The 18,300-nt window shown below is 69.8% G+C and carries 20 protein-coding genes; 16 read left to right on the forward strand and 4 right to left on the reverse strand.

The annotated features are described in order from the left end of the window. Positions 1 to 40 precede the first annotated feature (40 nt). Complete coding sequence (locus JTJ31_RS07280) at positions 41 to 1,228, forward strand: uroporphyrinogen decarboxylase/cobalamine-independent methonine synthase family protein (RefSeq protein WP_207537975.1); 1,188 nt, start codon at positions 41 to 43, stop codon at positions 1,226 to 1,228. 91 nt (positions 1,229 to 1,319) lie between these two features. Continuing rightward, a complete protein-coding gene (locus JTJ31_RS07285) occupies positions 1,320 to 2,291 on the forward strand; it encodes a Bug family tripartite tricarboxylate transporter substrate binding protein (RefSeq protein WP_207537976.1) in 972 nt (323 codons plus the stop codon). A gap of 97 nt (positions 2,292 to 2,388) precedes the next feature. Here the strand turns inward: JTJ31_RS07285 and JTJ31_RS07290 are convergent, their stop codons facing one another. From JTJ31_RS07290 to JTJ31_RS07305, 4 genes are all read right to left on the reverse strand, one after another. Beyond that, positions 2,389 to 3,150, reverse strand: a complete 762-nt coding sequence (locus JTJ31_RS07290) for an ABC transporter permease (protein WP_207537977.1) — start codon at positions 3,148 to 3,150, stop codon at positions 2,389 to 2,391. After that, positions 3,147 to 3,881: an ABC transporter ATP-binding protein gene (locus tag JTJ31_RS07295; RefSeq protein WP_207537978.1), complete on the reverse strand. Its 735-nt coding sequence runs from the start codon at positions 3,879 to 3,881 to the stop codon at positions 3,147 to 3,149. The genes JTJ31_RS07290 and JTJ31_RS07295 overlap by 4 nt, the downstream gene beginning before the upstream one ends. 19 nt (positions 3,882 to 3,900) lie before the next feature. Then, entirely contained in the window at positions 3,901 to 4,914 is a 1,014-nt protein-coding gene (locus JTJ31_RS07300) for an ABC transporter substrate-binding protein (protein ID WP_207537979.1), read from the reverse strand. Between the two features lie 78 nt (positions 4,915 to 4,992). Next, a complete protein-coding gene (locus JTJ31_RS07305; RefSeq protein ID WP_207537980.1) occupies positions 4,993 to 5,490 on the reverse strand; it encodes a hypothetical protein in 498 nt (165 codons plus the stop codon). Positions 5,491 to 5,581: 91 nt separating this feature from the next. Between JTJ31_RS07305 and JTJ31_RS07310 the strand changes: the two genes are divergently transcribed. From JTJ31_RS07310 to JTJ31_RS07370, 14 genes are all read left to right on the forward strand, one after another. Then, a complete protein-coding gene (locus tag JTJ31_RS07310; protein ID WP_328805692.1) occupies positions 5,582 to 7,132 on the forward strand; it encodes an acetolactate synthase large subunit in 1,551 nt (516 codons plus the stop codon). Positions 7,133 to 7,149: 17 nt separating this feature from the next. Continuing rightward, positions 7,150 to 8,031, forward strand: coding sequence for a formate dehydrogenase accessory sulfurtransferase FdhD (fdhD, locus tag JTJ31_RS07315; protein WP_457852404.1), 882 nt, complete (start codon positions 7,150 to 7,152; stop codon positions 8,029 to 8,031). Continuing rightward, positions 8,015 to 8,629 (forward strand): molybdenum cofactor guanylyltransferase MobA, encoded by a 615-nt coding sequence (gene mobA, locus JTJ31_RS07320; protein ID WP_207537982.1) that lies wholly within the window; start codon positions 8,015 to 8,017, stop codon positions 8,627 to 8,629. Before fdhD ends, mobA begins: the two co-directional genes overlap by 17 nt. 44 nt (positions 8,630 to 8,673) lie before the next feature. Further along, the gene (locus JTJ31_RS24950; protein WP_268957016.1) at positions 8,674 to 8,799 is read left to right on the forward strand and encodes a hypothetical protein; all 126 of its coding nucleotides are present in this window, start codon (positions 8,674 to 8,676) and stop codon (positions 8,797 to 8,799) included. Positions 8,800 to 8,884: 85 nt separating this feature from the next. Further along, positions 8,885 to 10,945: a transketolase gene (gene tkt / locus JTJ31_RS07325; RefSeq protein ID WP_408015392.1), complete on the forward strand. Its 2,061-nt coding sequence runs from the start codon at positions 8,885 to 8,887 to the stop codon at positions 10,943 to 10,945. Positions 10,946 to 10,949: 4 nt separating this feature from the next. After that, the gene (gene gap, locus JTJ31_RS07330; protein ID WP_207537984.1) at positions 10,950 to 11,990 is read left to right on the forward strand and encodes a type I glyceraldehyde-3-phosphate dehydrogenase; all 1,041 of its coding nucleotides are present in this window, start codon (positions 10,950 to 10,952) and stop codon (positions 11,988 to 11,990) included. A gap of 177 nt (positions 11,991 to 12,167) precedes the next feature. Further along, positions 12,168 to 13,361 (forward strand): phosphoglycerate kinase, encoded by a 1,194-nt coding sequence (locus JTJ31_RS07335; RefSeq protein ID WP_207537985.1) that lies wholly within the window; start codon positions 12,168 to 12,170, stop codon positions 13,359 to 13,361. A 120-nt stretch (positions 13,362 to 13,481) separates the two neighbouring features. Beyond that, the gene (locus tag JTJ31_RS07340) at positions 13,482 to 13,679 is read left to right on the forward strand and encodes a hypothetical protein (RefSeq protein WP_207537986.1); all 198 of its coding nucleotides are present in this window, start codon (positions 13,482 to 13,484) and stop codon (positions 13,677 to 13,679) included. Positions 13,680 to 13,816: 137 nt separating this feature from the next. Continuing rightward, positions 13,817 to 14,575, forward strand: a complete 759-nt coding sequence (locus JTJ31_RS07345; RefSeq protein ID WP_207537987.1) for a TorF family putative porin — start codon at positions 13,817 to 13,819, stop codon at positions 14,573 to 14,575. 78 nt (positions 14,576 to 14,653) lie between these two features. Next, entirely contained in the window at positions 14,654 to 15,280 is a 627-nt protein-coding gene (locus JTJ31_RS07350) for a hypothetical protein (RefSeq protein ID WP_207537988.1), read from the forward strand. 78 nt (positions 15,281 to 15,358) lie between these two features. Next, positions 15,359 to 15,544: a CsbD family protein gene (locus JTJ31_RS07355; RefSeq protein ID WP_207537989.1), complete on the forward strand. Its 186-nt coding sequence runs from the start codon at positions 15,359 to 15,361 to the stop codon at positions 15,542 to 15,544. 6 nt (positions 15,545 to 15,550) lie between these two features. Beyond that, a complete protein-coding gene (locus JTJ31_RS07360) occupies positions 15,551 to 16,462 on the forward strand; it encodes a hypothetical protein (protein ID WP_207537990.1) in 912 nt (303 codons plus the stop codon). Positions 16,463 to 16,520: 58 nt separating this feature from the next. Then, positions 16,521 to 17,135 (forward strand): LolA family protein, encoded by a 615-nt coding sequence (locus JTJ31_RS07365; RefSeq protein WP_207537991.1) that lies wholly within the window; start codon positions 16,521 to 16,523, stop codon positions 17,133 to 17,135. Positions 17,136 to 17,221: 86 nt separating this feature from the next. After that, positions 17,222 to 18,022, forward strand: coding sequence for a gamma-glutamyl-gamma-aminobutyrate hydrolase family protein (locus JTJ31_RS07370; RefSeq protein WP_236019971.1), 801 nt, complete (start codon positions 17,222 to 17,224; stop codon positions 18,020 to 18,022). Positions 18,023 to 18,300 lie beyond the last annotated feature (278 nt).

The following is an 18,300-nucleotide window of genomic DNA, read 5'->3' on the forward strand; positions in this document are numbered from 1 at the left end:
CATTGCGCCACCCCGCCGCATGCGGTGGAGTGGCGCGACGATGATGGAGGAAACGGGCTTGCGGCCGGACGGAACGCGTATCCTTTGCACGCACACGGGCAGCCTGCCGCGCCCGCGCGCCCTGACCCAGCTCCATGCTCGCCGCGCGCGGGGCGAAGCGGTGGACGAAGCCGCGCTCGTTCAGGCCGCCCGCGCGGCGGTGGAATCCATCGTGCCGAAGCAGGTCGGTGCCGGCATCGACATCCCCAACAACGGCGAGCAGGGGCGCGAATCCTTCGTTCTCTACTTGCGCGATCGCCTCACCGGACTGGGCGGCGAAAGCCGCCGCACCGGCTGGCAGGACGTGGATGCCTATCCGGAGTTCAAGGCGGAGTTGCAGGCTGCTTACGCCGGCAAGGAAACCGCCAGCATGACGACGAACCTGCCCGCCGCCATCGGCCCGGTGCGCTACGTGGGCGAGGCTGCGATGCGCGCCGAGTGCGAGGAGTTCCAGGCCGCGCTGGAACCGGCGCGCGACCGCATCGCCGGCGCCTTCCTGGCCGCGCCCTCGCCCGGCATCGTCGCAGCCGTGGTGCAGAACCGCCACTACGACAGCGAGGAAGCATATCTCGCGGCGCTGGCGACCGCGCTGCGCAGCGAATATGCCGCAATCTTGGAGGCGGGATTCACCCTCCAGCTCGACTGCCCCGACCTCGCCCTCGAACGCCATGCTTCCTTCCGGGACGAGCCGCTCGCGAACTTCATCGCCTTTTGCGAGAAGGTGGTGACGGCGATCAACTGCGCCATCGAGGGACTGCCACGCGACCGCATCCGGCTGCACGTGTGCTGGGGCAATTACGAGGCCCCGCATGATGCCGACGTGCCGCTGGAGGAGATCCTGCCTACCATCCTCCAGGCGCGGGTCGCGGGCTTCGTGCTGCCCTTCGCCAATCCGCGCCACGCGCATGAGCACCGCGCCTTCCGCCGCCTGCCGCTCGCCTCCGACCAGTATCTCGTCGCCGGGGTGATCGACACGCTGACCAATTTCGTCGAGCACCCGGAGGTGGTGGCCGAAAGGCTGGAGCGCATTGCCGACAGCATCGGCGATCCGACCCGCCTCATGGCCGGGACGGATTGCGGCTTCGACACCGCCGCCGGGCGCGGCCGCGTCGCCCCCGACGTGGTCTGGGCCAAGCTGCGCTCGATGCGCGAGGGGGCGGACATCGCCTCCCGCCGACTGCTCGGCTGATGTGCTGGCTTTGCCTCGCGCGGCCGCCGCGACCGGTGGCCGATGCACCCCCGAAGAAGCCGGAGGAACCGGCACAGGACAGGAGGAACCCATGATCCGCCGATTGCTGCTCGCCGCCGCTGCGCTGCTGCTGCCCGCCTTGCCCGCTGCCGCGCAGGAGGCGTGGCCGGGCAACCGGCAGGTCCGCATCCTGGTCACCTATCCGCCCGGCGGCACCTCGGATTTCGTCGCGCGCCTCCTGGCGCAGCGCCTGGGTGAGGCGACGGGCGGCAACTTCGTGGTGGACAACCGCTCGGGCGGGGGCGGGGTGATCGGCTGGACCGCGGTGGTGCGCTCGCCGCCCGACGGGACGACGCTGCTGCTGACCGACAACTCGCTGGCCACCGCGCCGCCGCTCTATCCCAATCTCGGCTTCGACATCCGTACGGATTTCACGCCGATCTCGCTGGTGGTGGACTACCCGACCGTCTTCGTGGTGCCGGGCAACAGCCCCGCGCGCAATCTGCGCGACTACGTGGAAGGGCGGCGCGGTGAGGGCGAGGGGGCGGGGTTCTATGGCTCCATGGGCGCTGGTTCCTCGCCGCATCTCTACACGGAGTATCTGCAGGACCTCACGCGCATCCAGCTGACCCACGTGCCGTATCGCGGCATGGGGCCGGCCTTCACCGATTTGCTGGCCGGGCGCGTCGGCTTCCTGATCGCCGCGCCGCCCACCGTGCTGGGCGCGGTGCGCGAGGGGCGGGCGCGCGCCATCGCCATCGGCACCACGGGCGGCCGCATCCCCGTCCTGCCGGACGTGCCCACGGCGCGCGAGCAGGGCTTCGATTTCCCCTATTCCTTCTGGTACGGGCTGCTCGGCCCGCGCGGGATGAACCCGGCGGTGGTGCAGCGCATCCAGACGGAGGTGGCGCGCATCGTCGCCCTGCCCGAGGTGCGCGAGCGCTTTCTCCAGCAAGGCGCCACGCCAGTCGGCGGCGATGGCGAGGCGCTGCGGCGCGTGATGGAAGGCGACCTTCAGCGATGGAGCGAGGTGATCCGCACCAAGAACATCACAGTGCAGTAGAGCCTGATCCGCCGAGGTGAAATCACCGAGGCGGTGAATCAGTCTCGCAAAGATGGCTGGAGCGAGATATGTCCTGGCGGATCACGCTCCAGCGGCGCTATTCCTCGCTTGTCCCCCACCGCCGCAGCGCGCGGCGCTGCACCCAGCCCAGCGCCGCGAAGATGAGGATGCCCGCGACGGAGATCAGCGCCAGGGCGGCGAACATGCGCGGGATGCGAAGCTGGTAGCCCGCCTCTAGGATGCGGAAGGCGAGGCCGGAGCCCGCGCCGCCCGCCCCCGCCACGAACTCCGCCACCACCGCGCCGATCAGCGCCAGCCCGCCCGCCACGCGCAGCCCCGCCAGGAAGAAGGGCAGGGCGGAAGGCAGGCGCAGCAGGCGCAGCGTCTGCCAGCGCGTCGCGCCATGCAGGCGGAAAAGGTCGCGCAGGTTCGGATCCGCGCTGTTCAGCCCCAGCACGGTGTTGGAAAGGATGGGGAAGAAGGCGACGATCCAGGCGCAGATCAGCAGCGCCACCGTCACGCTGTCCACCCAGATCAGGATGAGCGGCGCGATGGCGACGATGGGCGTCACCTGCAGGATCACCGCATAGGGAAACAGCGCGCGTTCCAGCCAGCGCGACTGCGCGAAGATCACCGCCAGCAGCACCCCCGCCGCCACCGCCAGCGCCAGCGCCAGCAGCGCGACCCGCAGCGTCGCCAGCAGGGAGCGGAACAGCAGCGGCCAATCCGCCACCAGCGCCTCGGCGATGGCGGCCGGCCCCGGCAGGATCCAGGGCGGCACGGCGAAGATGCGCAGTCCTACCTCCCATCCCAGCAGCACGAGGATTCCCAGCAGCGCGGGGGCGAGGCGCTCCGTCACGACGCCGCCTCCAGCGCTGCGGTCGCCTCGGCCAGGCGCGCGGCGAAGCCGGAGGTGGCACGGAAGCCGGGGCCGCGCGGCGCGGCATCGAAGCGCAGCTCGGCGGAAACGCGGCCCGGGCGCGGCGCCAGCACCACGAGGCGGTCGGCGAGGTAGGCGCTCTCCAGCAAGGAATGCGTGACGAACAGCACGGACACGCCGCGCGCCTGCTTCAGCGCCAGGATCTCGTCGTTCAGCCGCATCCGCGCCACCTCGTCCAGCGCGGCGAAGGGTTCGTCCATCAGCAGCAGATCGGGCTCCGTCACCAGGGCGCGAGCGATGGAGACGCGCATCCGCATGCCGCCGGAGAGTTCGCGCGGCAGGGCACGCTCGAAGTCGCGCAGCCCCAGCGCGGCCAAGGCGGATTCGGCGCGCGCCTCGCGTTCCGCCCGCGCCATGCCGGCAAGGCGCAGCGGCAGGGCGGCGTTGTCCAGCGCCCGCGCCCAGGGCATCAGCGTCGGATCCTGGAACACGAAGCCGATCTCGCGCGGTCGGCCTTCCGGCCATTCCACCTGCCCTTCGGTCGGCGTGATCAGTCCGGCGGCGATGCGCAGCAAGGTGGACTTGCCGCAGCCCGAGGCGCCGAGCAGGCACAGAAGCTCGCCCCGCGCCACGTCCAGGGAAACACCCTCCAGCGCGCTCACGCCATTGGGAAAGCGGTGGCCGATGCCGGACAGGCGCAGCAGCGTCACGGAACCGGCGCGTCCCCCGTCACCCGCGCCCGATCCCCTTGTTGACGAAGGACAGGTCAAAGGCACGACGCCAGTCGAGGGCGCGCGGCACCACCTCCGCCTCCGCCATGCTCTCGAAGAAGCGGCGCCAGCGCGGCTCGGTCATGGCGCCGATGCCCAACTCGTTCGCGTCGCCAGAGCGGACGATGCCCGCCTCGTTCATCATACGGCGGCCGTAATCCAGCAGCGCCTCCGGCATGTCCGGGTTGTCGCGGCGGATCAGCGCATGGGCGTCGGCGACGTTGGTGGCGGGGTCCAGGTATTGCGCCCAGCCCTGCAGCGTCGCGTCCACGAAGCGCTGCACTGCCTCGCGCCGCCGCTCCATCGTCTGCCGGCCGATCTGGATGGTAGTGTTGTAGTTCTCGAACCCCGCATCGGCGATCAGCAGCACCACCGGGTCCACCCCCGCCTGGCGCAGGGTAAAGGGCTCGGAGCCGAGATAGCCCTGCTGCACCAGCATCCGGTCGGCCAGGAAGGGCTGCGGGTTGAAGGTGTAGGGCCGCGCCTGCTCATCGCGCAGCCCGTACTTGCGGCGCAGGAAGGGCCACCACGTCGTGCGCGCCTGGGCGCCGATCAGGATGGTGCGGCCGCGCAGCGCCTCGAAGCCGGTCAGCCCCGTATTGGGGTGGCCGAGCAGCACCTGCGCCTCCTTCTGGAAGATCGCCGCGACCGTCAGGAAGGGCAGCCCCTCGCGCACGTAGTTGAAGCTTTCCAGCGAGGAGCCCATGGACATGTCCACCCGCCCCGCGACCAGAAGCTGCGCCGGGTTGATCTGCGGCCCGCCGGTGCGGAGCTCCACCTCCAGCCCTGCCGCGCGGTAGAGACCGGCGGCCTGGGCCTGGTAGAACCCGCCATGCTCGGCCTGGGCGCGCCAGTCGGTGAGGAAGGACAGGCGCTCCATCCCCTGCGCGCGGGCGCGTCCCGCGATGGGCAGGAGGAGTGGCCCGGCGGCGAGGCCGAGCGCGGCACGGCGGTTCACCCGGAATCGAGGCATGGGGCGGCTCCCTGGATGGTGTCGCGGATTACAGCCGGATTCGGCGCCGCGCCAGAAGCCCTCTTCGCGCGGGATGCCTCAGCCCCGGGCCGCCTGGCCCTGGTGCATGGGCAGAGCGCGAAATTCCCGAAGCTTCGCCGGGCGCAGCAGCAAGGCGGTGCCCCAGCCGAAGGCCCCGTTTATCAGCGCCGCGCGCAGCAGGTTCTGCACATTGCCCCCGCCATAGAGCGGCAGGCCCTTCAGCCCGGCCACCACCGTCACGGCCACCAGCGTGCAGCCTACGGCGCCGATGAGGAAGCCGGTGAGAAGGTCGGGCGCGGGGGTCCCGCGCAGCACCGCCGCGATGACGATGCCCCACACCCCGCCCCAGAACATCTGGCTGAAAAGGAGCGGCATTGGCAGGCCGAAAGGCGGATTCGGCATCATTCGTGACAGGTCCCAGCCTGGCGCCGGGGCCCGGCCGACCACCTGCGCCGCCTCGGGGATGGCGTTGGCGTAGTGGAACAGGAGGAACAGCGTGCCCTGGTGGAAGATGGCGACAGACAAGGCCCCCATCAGGAACCCGAGCACGATCACCCTGGTCACGTTCCTGCCCCCCGTCTTGCGGCGTGACCATCTTCGGGGGAGGCTCCCGCCGCGTCCACTTAAACTTTTCTTCAGCGAAGGAGTGCCCCCGTTGAACGGTGCCGAATCCCTGGTCCACTCGCTGCTCAAGAGCGGCGTCGAAGTTTGCTTCGCCAATCCCGGCACCAGCGAGATGCATTTCGTCGCAGCGCTCGACCGCGTTCCGGGCATGCGCTGCGTTCTTGGCCTGCAGGAGAACGTGGTGACCGGCGCCGCGGACGGCTACTACCGCATCAGCGGCAAGCCGGCGGTGACTCTGCTGCATTGCGGCCCTGGCCTCGCCAACGGCCTCGCCGCCCTGCATGACGCACGCCGTGCCCATTCGGGCATCGTGAATTGCGTCGGCGACCAGGCGACCTATCACCGCCCGCTCGACGCGCCGCTCACCGCCGACACGGAAGGCTTCGCGCGCGGGGTTTCCGCCTGGGTCCGCACCAGCACGCAGGCAAGCGAGGTCGGCCAGGACGTCGCCGTGGCGGTGCAGGCCGCCCGGACCTCGCCCGGTCAGGTGGCGACCCTCATCCTCCCTTCCGACACGTGCTGGAATGACGGCGGCCAGGTCGCCGAGGCGCTGCCCGTGCCCGCGACGCCGCAGGCCGAGGCGCATGCCATCCGCAACGCCGCCAAGGTGCTGCGCGAGAAGAAGAACGTGCTGATCCTGCTGGGCGGCCCGACGGCCCTGACCGAGGCCGGCCAGATCGCGGCCCAGCGGGTGATTGCGCATACGGGCGCGCATATCCTGGCCGAAACCTCCAACGCGAAGATCGCGCGCGGCCAGGGCCGCATGCAGCTCGACCGCGTGCCCTATCCGCCCGATCAGGCGATCGAGCGGCTGAAGGGCTATGAGCAGATCATCCTCGTCGGCTCGAAGGCGCCGGTCGGCTTCTTCGGCTATCCGAACTATCCCTCGCTCCACTATCCGCCGAAGGCCGAGATCACCGTCCTGACGCGCCAGGAGCAGGACGCGGTCACGGCGCTGACCGCGCTGGCCGAGGAGCTCGGGGCGCCGAAGGTGACGATGCCCGATAACGGCCCCAAGCCTGAGCTGCCGCGCGGCGCGCCTTCGCCGGAAGGGCTTGCGCAGGTGATCGCGGCGCTGATGCCCGAGCATGCCATCGTCGTGGACGAATCGGTGACCTATGGCCGCGGCCTCTCGCCGCTGACGCATTGCGCCGCGAAGCATGACTGGCTGCAGAATCGCGGCGGCGCCATCGGCTATGGCTTCCCGGTCGCGACCGGCGCGGCCGTGGCCGGCGGCGGCCGTCGCGTGATCTCGCTCCAGGCCGACGGCTCGGGCATGTACACGGTGCAGGCGCTGTGGACGCAGGCGCGGGAGAAACTGCCGATCACCACGATCGTGCTGTCCAACCGCAAGTACCAGATCCTCATCGGCGAATACCGCAATGTCGGCGCCAATCCCGGCCCGACCGCGATGCAGATGCTCGACCTCGGCAATCCGGACATCAACTGGGTCCAGGTGGCGAACGGCATGGGGGTCGAGGCCGCGACCGCCTCGACGCTGGAGGAGCTGGCGGATCTCGTCGCCCAGAGCCTTGCGCAGGACAACCCGTTCCTGATCGAGTTCCTGATCTGACGGCCGGGCAGGCCCATATGAATCCCATGGACCTGCCCGATCTGCGCATCGCGCCCGACCCCGCCGACCCCCGCCTGACCCGTCGCGTCACCGGGCGCGACCAGACGGGGGCGGCAGTGGAAACCAGCGTCACGGTGGAACGCCCGCTCACCCTCTACCTGAACGGGCAGGAAATCGTGACGATGATGACCATCCTAGACCGGCCCGAGGATCTCGCGGTGGGCTACCTGCTAAACCAGGGAATGCTCCGCGCCGACGACCGGCTGACGGTGGTGGAATATGACGACGACCTCGGCGTGGTGGTGGTCCGCACCGAGCGGCGCACCTCCTTCGAAGAGAAGCTGAAGAAGAAGACGCTCACCAGCGGCTGCGCCCAGGGCACCGCCTTCGGCGACCTGATGGAAGGCTTCGCCGAGGTGAAGCTGGACACGGAGGCGCGGCTGCGGACCAGCGAGCTCTACCGCCTGCTGCATCGCATTAACACCATTCCCAGCCTCTACCTGGAGGCGGGGGCGATCCATGGCTGCGCCCTGGCGGAGGGCGACCGGCCGCTCTGCTACATGGAAGATGTCGGCCGCCACAACGCGGTGGACAAGATCGCCGGCTGGATGTTCCGCGAAGGGGTGCGGGGCAGCGTCTTCTACACCACGGGCCGCCTCACCTCGGAGATGGTGATCAAGACGGTGCGGATGGGCATCCCTATCCTCGTCTCCCGCTCCGGCTTCACCGCCTGGGGGGTGGATCTGGCGCGGGAGGCCAACCTGACGCTGATCGGCCGCTGCAAGGGCAAGCGCTTCACCGTGCTGGCCGGCGAGGAGCGGCTGATCTGGGATGCCGACCTCTCCTATGTCGAGGAGGAGAGCGCCAAGCACTGGCGGAAGAATGCCCGTGAGGAATGACACATTCGGCGTGGTGCTGGCGGGCGGCCTCGCGCGTCGCATGGGGGGCGGGGACAAGCCGCTGCGTCCCCTTGGTGGGAAGCCCATGCTGGAGCATGTGCTGGCGCGGCTGGCGCCGCAGGTCTCCGGCGTCGCGCTGAACGCGAACGGCGACCCGGCGCGCTTCGCCATGCTCGGCCTGCCGGTCTGGCCCGACACGCTGCCGGATCACCCAGGTCCCTTGGCCGGCATCCTTGCCGCGATGGAGAACAGCCCGGCCGAATGGGTGGTCACCGTGCCGGGCGACAGCCCCTTCCTGCCCAGTGACCTCGTCGCGCGGCTCCATGCGGCGCGGGAAATGGCGAGGGTTCCGCTCGCCTGCGCCGCCTCGGGTGGCTGGGCGCACCCGCCGGTCGGGCTGTGGCGGCGCGACCTTGCCCCGGCGTTGCGTGCGGCGGTGGAAGCGGGGGAGCGTAAGATTGATCGCTGGACGGCGCGGATCGGCGTGGCAGAGGCGGAATGGCCCACCGAACCGCTCGATCCCTTCTTCAACGCCAACACGCCGGAGGAGCTGGCAGAGGCCGAGAAGCTCTTGCGATCGGGCGCTGTTCCGCCTTAGGGAAGCTGGAGCCAGTCGGCACTGAACCGGGAAGAACCAGAACCATGAAGTCCGTCCTGACGGGTATCGTCCTCGCTGTTCTCATCGCCGTCGGCGCCGCCTTCATCCTGGATGGCATGGTGCAGCGTCCGGTGCAGGACAGCTTCTCCACTCAGGGCACCCGCCTCTGAACCAAGGCACTGGGCGGGGGCCGTCCCTTGCCCCTCCCGCCCCGGGGGAATAGAACCCGGCCACCGCCGGACCCTGAGGATCGCCTTGGCCACCACCGAACCCGATACCCAGCCGCGCGCCGAACCCACGGCGGCGCAGGCAGCCCAGGCCGCCATCCTCGCCCGCCCCGCCACGGAGGAGCGCCGCATGGCCGACGCCATCCGTGCCCTGGCGATGGATGCGGTCGAGGCGGCGAAGTCGGGCCATCCCGGCATGCCCATGGGCATGGCCGACGCGGCCACGGTGCTGTGGTCCAAGTTCCTGAAATACGACGCCGCCGATCCGCGCTGGCCCGACCGCGACCGTTTCGTCCTTTCGGCCGGCCATGGCTCCATGCTGCTCTACTCCCTGCTGCACCTGACCGGGCATGCGGGCATGGGCACCGAGGAGCTGCGCCGCTTCCGGCAGCTGCATTCCCCCGCCGCCGGCCACCCCGAATTCGGCGAGCACCCGGCGATCGAGACCACCACCGGCCCGCTGGGCCAGGGCATCTCCACCGCCGTCGGCATGGCGCTGGCCGAGCGCATGCTGGCCTCGCGCTTCGGCAAGTCGCTGGTGGATCACCGCACCTGGGTCATCGCCTCGGATGGCGATTTGCAGGAAGGCATCTCCCACGAGGCGGCGTCGCTCGCCGGGCACCTGAAGCTGGAGAAGCTGACGGTGCTGTGGGACGACAACAACATCTCCATCGACGGCGACACCTCGCTTTCCTTCTCCGAGGACGTGCTGAAGCGCTTCCAGGCCTATGGCTGGGCCGTCCGCCGGGTGGATGGGCACGACCATCAGGAACTGGCCGGGGCGATGTCGCAGGCGCTGCGCTCGCGCAAGCCGACGCTGATCGCCTGCCGCACCATCATCGGCTTCGCCGCACCGAAGAAAGCGGGCACCGCCGCCTCCCACGGCGCGCCGCTGGGCGGTGACGAGATCGCGGCGGCGAAGTCCGCGCTGGGCTGGAACGCCGAGCCCTTCACCGTGCCCGAGGGGCTGAAGGGGCGCTGGGAGGAGGCGGGCCGCCGTTCCGCCGGCACGCGCCGCTCCTGGCTGAAGCGCCTCGCCAAGCATCCGATGCGCGCGGATTTCGAGCTCGCCACCGCCGGCAAGCTGCCGGAGAACTGGACCGAGGCGCTGAACGCGCTGCGCGCGGAATGGGCCGAGGCGAAGCCCAAGCTCGCCACCCGCGTCGCCAGCCAGAAGTCGCTCGAAGCCCTGGTGCCGGCCGTGCCGGAGATGGTGGGCGGCTCCGCCGACCTCACCGGCTCCAACAACACCAACGTGAAGGGCATCCCGGTGGTGCGGCCGGGCGATTATGGCGGCCGCTTTGTCCATTGGGGCGTGCGCGAGCACGGCATGGCCGCGGCCATGAACGGCATGGCGCTGCATGGCGGGCTGATCCCGTATAGCGGCACCTTCCTGGTCTTCGCCGACTACCTGCGCCCGGCGCTGCGCCTCGCGGCGCTGATGCATCAGCGCGTCATCCACGTGCTGACGCATGACAGCATCGGCCTGGGCGAGGACGGGCCGACGCACCAGCCGGTCGAGACGCTGGCCAGCCTGCGCGCTATCCCGAACTGCTTCGTCTTCCGCCCCGCCGACGCGATGGAAACGGCGGAATGCTGGGAGATGGCTCTGCGCCGCGCCGACGGGCCTTCCGTGCTGGCGCTCACCCGCCAGGGCGTGCCCGCCCTGCGCGAGGAGGCGGGCGAGAATCGCTGCGCCCGCGGCGGCTACGTGCTGGCGGAGGCCGAGGGCGGCGAGCGCCAGGTGACGCTGATCGCCACCGGCTCCGAAGTGTCGGTCGCCGTCGCGGCGCGCAAAGCGCTGGCCGAGGCGGGAATCCGCGCTGCCGTGGTATCCTTGCCCTCTTGGGAACTTTTCGCCGCGCAGGACGTTGGCTACCGGGCCTCCGTGCTCGGCGCGGCGCCGCGCATCGGCATCGAGGCCGCTCTGCCCTTCGGCTGGGAGCGCTGGCTCGGCGAGCGCTCGGCCTTCGTGGGCATGCAGGGCTTCGGCGCCTCCGCGCCGGCCGAGGCGCTGTTCGAACATTTCGGCATCACGCCGGCCGCGGTGGTCGCGGCGGCGCGCAAGCTTGTGGAAGGGGATCGCTAGGACGATGACGGTCAAGGTTGCCATCAACGGGTTCGGGCGCATCGGGCGCCTCGTGCTGCGCGCGATGATCGAGAGCGGGCGCACCGACGTGGAGTGCGTCGCGATCAACGACCTCGGCTCCGTCGAGGCGAATGCCCACCTCTTCCGCTACGACAGCGTCCATGGCCGCTTCCCCGGCGAAGTTCAGGTCGAGGGCGACAGCATCATCATCCGCGCCAATGGCCGGCAGTATGCGCCCATCAAGGTGACGGCCGAGCGCGACCCGACCAAGCTGCCCTGGCAGGGCGTGGACGTGGCCGCCGAGTGCACCGGCATCTTCACCAACTCCGACAAGGCGGCGCTGCTGCTGCAGGCCGGGCCGCGCAAGGTGCTGGTTTCCGCCCCCGTCACCTGGGCGGAGGCGCATAGCGACGCCTCGGCGCAGGCGACGATCGTCTATGGCGTCAACCACAAGATCCTGAAGCCGAGCCACCAGATCGTCTCCAACGCTTCCTGCACCACGAACTGCCTGGCGCCGGTGGCGAAGGTCCTCCATGAGAAGTGGGGCATCGCCCGCGGCTACATGGTGACGATCCATGCCTACACCGGCGACCAGAACACGGTGGACACGCTGCACAAGGACCTGCACCGGGCCCGTGCCGCCGCCGTCTCCGCCATTCCGACCTCGACCGGCGCGGCCAAGGCCGTGGGCCTCGTCCTGCCGGAGCTGAAGGGCAAGCTGGACGGCACCGCCATCCGCATCCCGACGCCCAACGTCTCCCTGATCTCGCTGGACGTGAACCTCAACACGCCGGGCGTGACGAAGGAGATGGTGAACGCGGCGATGAAGGAAGCCGCGGAGGGCGAGCTGAAGGGCATCCTCGGCTACAACACCGCGCCGCTCGTCTCCATCGACTTCAACCACGACGCCCACTCCTCCACCTTCGATGCAACGCAGACGCAGGTGGTGGATGGCGCGCTGGTGCGCGTCATGGCGTGGTATGACAACGAGTGGGGCTTCAGCAATCGGATGTCGGATACGGCGGCCCTCCTCGGCAAGCTGTAAGCGCCACATCCGATTATTTTGTTTGTGCCCTCAAACGCCGGGCGCGCGCTCCGCGCGCTTGGCTTTCGCGCCACCACGGGCGCGCTTGTGACGCGATAAGGTCTGGGCGCGGCGGCCGTCCTTGCGGCCGCACCCTCCGTGGGCGGTGCTTTTCCTTGATGTTGCCCCGGAGGTTTCATGCCCGCTTTCCGCACCCTCGATGACCTGGACGCGCGCGGCAAGCGCGTGCTGCTGCGCGCCGACCTGAACCTGCCGGTGAAGGACGGGCGCATCACCGACATGACGCGCATCGAGCGCCTGGTCCCGACGCTGCGCGAGCTGCTCGACAAGGGCGCGCGGCTCATCGTCTGCTCACATTTCGACCGGCCCAAGGGGCAGCGCGTGCCGGAGATGTCGTTGAAGCCCATGCAGGCCGCGCTGACGCAGGCCTTGGGAAGCGAGGTGCGCTTCGCGGATGACTGCATCGGCCCCGAGGCGGAGGCGGCCGTCGCCGCGCTGAAGGATGGCGAGGCGCTGCTGCTGGAGAACACCCGCTTTCACAAGGGCGAGGAGAAGAACGACGCCGCGCTGACGCAGGGCCTCGCCAAGCTCGCGGACGTGTTCGTGAACGATGCCTTCAGCGCCGCGCACCGCGCCCATGCCAGCACCGAGGGCGTGGCGCGCCTCGTGCCCGCCTATGCCGGAAGGCTGATGCAGGCGGAGCTGGAGGCGCTGGACAGGGCGCTCGGCAATCCGCAGCGTCCCGTCGTCGCCATTGTCGGCGGCGCCAAGGTCTCCACCAAGCTCGACCTGCTCGGCAACCTGTCGAAGAAGGTGGACGTGCTGGTGATCGGCGGCGCCATGGCCAACACCTTCCTGGCCGCGCAGGGCCATGGTGTCGGCAAGTCGCTGCAGGAAGCGGAGATGCACGACACCGCCCGCCAGATCATGGCCGATGCCAAGGCCAATGGGTGCGAGATCCTGCTGCCGAAGGACCTCGTGGTGGCGGAGGCCTTTGCCGCGCATTCGCCCAACCAGGTCGTCGGGCTGGATGCGGTGCCGGCGGACCGCATGGCGCTCGATGTGGGGCCCGAGACGGTAAAGGAAGTGGTGTCCCGCCTCGCCTCCGCGCGGACGCTGGTGTGGAACGGCCCCTTCGGCGCCTTCGAGATCGCGCCCTTCGACGCCGCCACCGTGGCGGTGGCGAAGGAAGTGGCGCGGCTGACCGAGGCCGGCAGCCTGACCAGCGTCGGCGGCGGCGGCGACACCGTCTCCGCCCTGCGCCATGCCGGCGTGTCGGAGCGGATGAGCTACGTCTCCACCGCCGGTGGCGCCTTCCTGGAATGGCTCGAGGGCAAGGAACTGCCGGGCGTCGCGGCGCTGTCGCGCTGACGCGTTTACTTCTCGTTGACCTGTTAAGGGGACATGCCTCAGCCTTGAGGCATGTCCCGCAATCGTCTCATCGCAGCCGCGTTTACCCATCCTTCACGGCTGCGATGGAGAGTGCTGCGCATGATCAGCACCAGCAGCCTCGCCGCCTTCACGCCGGAAGTGTCGCGCACGCGTCCCAGCCAGCCGACGCGTCCGGTCGCCCCCGCTCCCGACACCGCTCCCATCCAGCAAGCCGCCGCGCAACGCACGCTGGAAGCGGTGCCCCCGGCTCCTGCCAAGCCCCTGCCGCGCGGCTCACTTCTTGATCTGCGCGTCTGATTTCTGCTGATTTCCTGGGCACGCTCGCCTCGCTGCCGCAAAAAGAGCCACTGTAGCCCGAGGACCAGCCTCCGCTTCCGTGACAGCTTCGTCGCAACGACGCCTGCACGCGTCGGAGACGGAAAGCGGCAAGGCCCATGCGCAAGATTCTCCTCGCCCTCACAGCCCTCGCGGGCCTGTCCCTGGCGCAGCCGGCAGATGCGCAGGTCGCCCTTGGAAATACGGGGCTGGAAGCCAGCATCACCGGCACGGTCGCGAGCGACTACCTGTTCCGCGGCATCAGCCAGACGCGCTCGCGCATCGCGACCCAGGCGAATGTGGAGTTGGCGCATAGCAGCGGCTTCTACATCGGCGGCTTCATCAGCAATGTCCGCTTCCTCGGCACCGACGCGCGCCAAGAAGTGGATCTGTTTGGCGGCTACCGCTTCACGGTGGCGGGGCTGAAGCTCGACCTCGGCGGCATCTGGTACACCTACCCGGGCTATGACCGCCCGGCGGGCGCCTATGGCCTCAACTACGCCGAGGCACAGATCAAGGCGTCCTATGAGATCGGGCCGGTGAACCTGCTCGGCCAGTTCAACTACTCGCCGAACTACTTCGGCTCCTCGGGCAATGGCTTCTATGCAGAGGCTGGGGCGGACTGGAAGACCGGAATCTTCGAACTGACCCTGGGCGGGCGCATCGGCTACCAGTGGATCGAGCGCAACGTGCGCTTCGGCACGCCGGATTATGCCTGGTGGTCGGTGGCAATCTCGCGCGAATTCGCCATTCCCGGCATCGGCACGATCACGGCGGCGGTCGGGTATTACGACACCTCGATCCGCCGCGGCGACTGCGCCGGCGGGCAGGATATCTGCGCCGCGCGCGCCCTGGGTTCGCTCTCCTTCAAGTTCTGAACCGCTTCTGAACCGCGCCCTCTGCTTGACGCATCCTCTCCAGCCGGCGGACGTTCCGCGGCTGGAGGGACTTGTTGCATGCACCGTTTGATCATCGCCGCCCTGCTCGCCGCCACGCCGGCGGTGGCGCAGGAGCGCCCATCCGTCACCCCGACGCGCGACGCGACGGTGACCTACCGCCTCCAGGGCACGCCGGGCGGCGGAGCGGCCGGGACGCTGAACGAGATGCGGATCGGCTTCCTCGCCGCGCGGCGACTCATCCGCCTGGATCTGCCCACGGGCGGTGGCTACATCGTGGCCGACCACCGCGCCCGCACGGGCTTCATGGTGAATGAGGCGATGCGCGCGGTGGTGGAACTACCCCCGGGCAGCGGCCCGGCCGGGATGCTGCCGCGTGAGAGCGCGAACTACACGCGCGAGGGTTCGGACAGCGTCGCCGGCTTTCCCTGCACGCTGTGGCGCGTGGAGGATGCGGGCCGCACCGCCCGCGCCTGTATCACCACGGACGGGCTGATCCTTCGCGCCGAAGGCCCCAATGGCCGCATGGAGGCCGTGGCGGTGGACCGCACGCCGCTCGACCCGCTGCGCTTCGAGCGGCCGACCGGCTATCAGGTGATGCAGCCGCAATCCAACGTGCCGGCGGGTGGTGGCGCGACCCTGCCGCGCGGCACCGCCCTGCCGCCGCCTGGCCTCCCAGGAAGGTAAGCCCAACGAACCCGCTCGGGTCGCGTTCCTGTCTGGCAAGGCGCCTGCGTTGGCGCCACCAGACAAGGAGGTTCCTCCATGGACAAGGACCGGATCGAAGGCGCGGCCAAGCAGGCCAAGGGCGCCCTGAAGGACGCCGCCGGCAAGCTGACCGGCGACGCGAAGCTCGAGGCCGAGGGCAAGATGGATAAGGCCGAGGGCAAGGCGCAGAACGCGGTCGGTGGCGTCAAGGATGCCGCCCGCGACGCGCTCGACAAGAAGTAAGGCCCGATGAGCCACGCGGCATCCGACCGGAGCGAGGTCGTCTACGATCCCATGGTGGCGCAGCCGGAGGCAGCGCCCGCGCTCCGGCCCCAGGCCTCCTGGGGTGCCCTTTTGGTCGGTGCCGTCGTGGCCATCACCATCGGGCTTATGCTCAACACGCTGGGCGTCGCCATCGGCGCGGGGGTGGTGGACGCGACTGCGCGTGACACGCCCTCCGCCACGGCGATGGGCGTGGGTGCGGCCATCTGGTTCGCCGCGTCCAACATCATCGGCCTGTTTCTGGGCGGGATGGTCGCGGCGCGGCTTTCCGGCACCACGGACCGGCTCGACGCTGCCTATCACGGGCTGGGCGCCTGGGCGGTGGCCTTCCTGTTCGCCGTGCTGGTGATGGGGCAGGTGGGCAGCAACATCGCCGGTCGGACTGCCGATGCCGTGGGTTCCGTCGCGCGCGGGGCAGCCGATGCCGCTGGCGCTGCCACCGGCGCTGCCGCCTCCGCCGTGAACCCGGAAGAGGTGACGGAGCGTCTCCGCCTGGCCCTGTCCGGCCCGGAAGATCCGAACGCCATGGAGCCCGAGCAGCGCGGGGCAGAGATCGCCTCGCTGATCGGGGCCGGCGTGACTCAGGGCCGCCTGGACGATGCCCGCCGCGCGCGCCTCGTGCGCCTCGTGTCGGCCGAGGCCGGCATCCCGGAAGCCGAGGCCGCCCAGCGCGTCGCCGCGACCGAGGCCGAGGCACGGCGCCTCGCCGAGGAGGCGGAGCGCCGGGCCCGCGAGGCCGCGGATGCCGCCGCCAAGGCCGCCGCCACCTCGGCGCTGTATTTCTTCATCACCATGCTGCTCGGGGCCGGGGCCGCGATGCTGGGCGCACGCTCTGGCACGCGGGGCTTGGTCATGGCGCATCGCCGCGCTCCGCTCTGACCCAGGGACGGGGAGGGGCCCCTACTCACGGGCCCCTTTCCCCTCCACATCTCCCTCTATGATCACCGGACGCCGTTCCCTCCTCGCCGCCCCTGCCTTGCTGCTGCCCAGCATGGCGCTGGCCCAGTCCAACGCGGCGCTCGCGCGGGTGGAGGCCTATTTCAACGGGCTGACGACGCTGCGCGCCCGCTTCCTGCAGACCGCGCAGAACGGCGCTTCCGCCGAGGGGACAGCCTGGATCTGGCGCCCGTCGCGCATGCGCTTCGAATACGATCCGCCGGAGCCGACGCTGCTTGTCGCCGCGGACCGGCAGTTCTTCCACTGGGATGGCGAGCTGCGTCAGGCGACCGTCGTGCCACTGGAATCCACCCCGCTCGGCGTCCTGCTCCGCTCGCCGCTGCGCCTGTCGGGCGACGTGACGGTAGCGGGGGTGGAGCGCTCGGGCGGCTTTCTGCGCGTCACGGTGTTCCGGACCGGGCGCCCGGCCGAGGGCCGCATCCAGCTGGCTTTGGAAGAGGAGCCGATGCAGCTGCGCCAGTGGACGGTGGTGGATGGGCAGAACCGCGCCACCCGCGTCACGCTGAACCAGATCCAGACCGGGCTGCGCTTCGATCCCTTCCTGTTCGCCTTCAATGACCCGCGCTTCCGCGAGGCGCTGGAGCAGGGGCGCTGAATCCGCATTCCTCCTGCCTTGATTGAGACATCTGCGGCGCGTTTATTTCAGGGAGGAGACGGGAGTCCGGAAGGGCCCCTCGCCGGATGACACCTCGCCCCAAGGGGATGCGCGTGAAGCCGCTGATCGGGATTTCTTGCTGCGTGAAAGGCTTCGGCCTTTTCAACACCCCCAACCACGCGGCGTCTGACCATTACGTGAAGGTGGTGCTGGGCCCGGTGGGCGGCATCCCGATCCTGATCCCGGCGGCGGGCGAGGCCAGCGTCCCGGACATCCTGCCGCGTCTGGATGGGCTGCTGCTGACCGGCAGCCGGTCCAACGTCCATCCGTCCAACTATGATGGACCTGCCCATGCCGAAGGCACGCCGGAGGATCCACAGCGCGATAGCACGACGCTGCCTCTGATCCGTGCAGCCATCCAGCAGGGCGTCCCCATGCTCGCCATCTGCCGTGGCATGCAGGAGCTGAACGTGGCGCTGGGCGGGTCGCTCGACCAGCGCATCCAGGACCTGCCGGGCCGGATGGATCATTCCACTCCTTCCGATCAGCCCATTCCCCTGGTGCGTACCGGCAAGGCGCACACGGTCCGGCTGGCGCCGGAAGGGATGCTTGCCCGCCTCGCCAATTGCGATGAGGTGGCCGTGAACTCGTTGCACAACCAGGGGGTGCAGCGCCTTGCGCCGCGCCTGGAGCCCATGGGATGGGCACCAGATGGGACGGTCGAGGCGGTGCGTGTGCGCGAGGCGCGTGGCTTCGCCTGGGGCGTGCAATGGCACCCCGAATACGACTGGGACCGCGACGGGTTCAGCCGCCGCATCTTCGAAAGCTTCGGCGAGGCATGCACCGACTGGGCCCGCCTGCGCCATGGGCAAGTCGCCGCCGAATGAGGCGGAATTGGGGTTGCATGTTCCGGGAAAACACTTATAGTCCGAGCGCCGGAGCAGGTTTTGCTCCGGTGGACGAACCGGCATCCCCTTCCGGCTCGCCCGACCAAAGAGACTACCGATCGGTAAGTTTCAGTACCCCAAATGGGCGCCCGGCCACCCCCCTGGTCGGGCGCTTTTTTTTGCCGTGCCGCGAAACCCAACCAGAGTTTCTCTCGTTCCCATTATGGGAAAGCGACTCGGATGTGCGGGAACCTCTCAGACGCGCCGTTGTCGCGTCA

Source organism: Sabulicella rubraurantiaca, from assembly GCF_017355885.1.
GTDB classification, from domain to species: Bacteria; Pseudomonadota; Alphaproteobacteria; order Acetobacterales; family Acetobacteraceae; genus Roseococcus; species Roseococcus rubraurantiacus.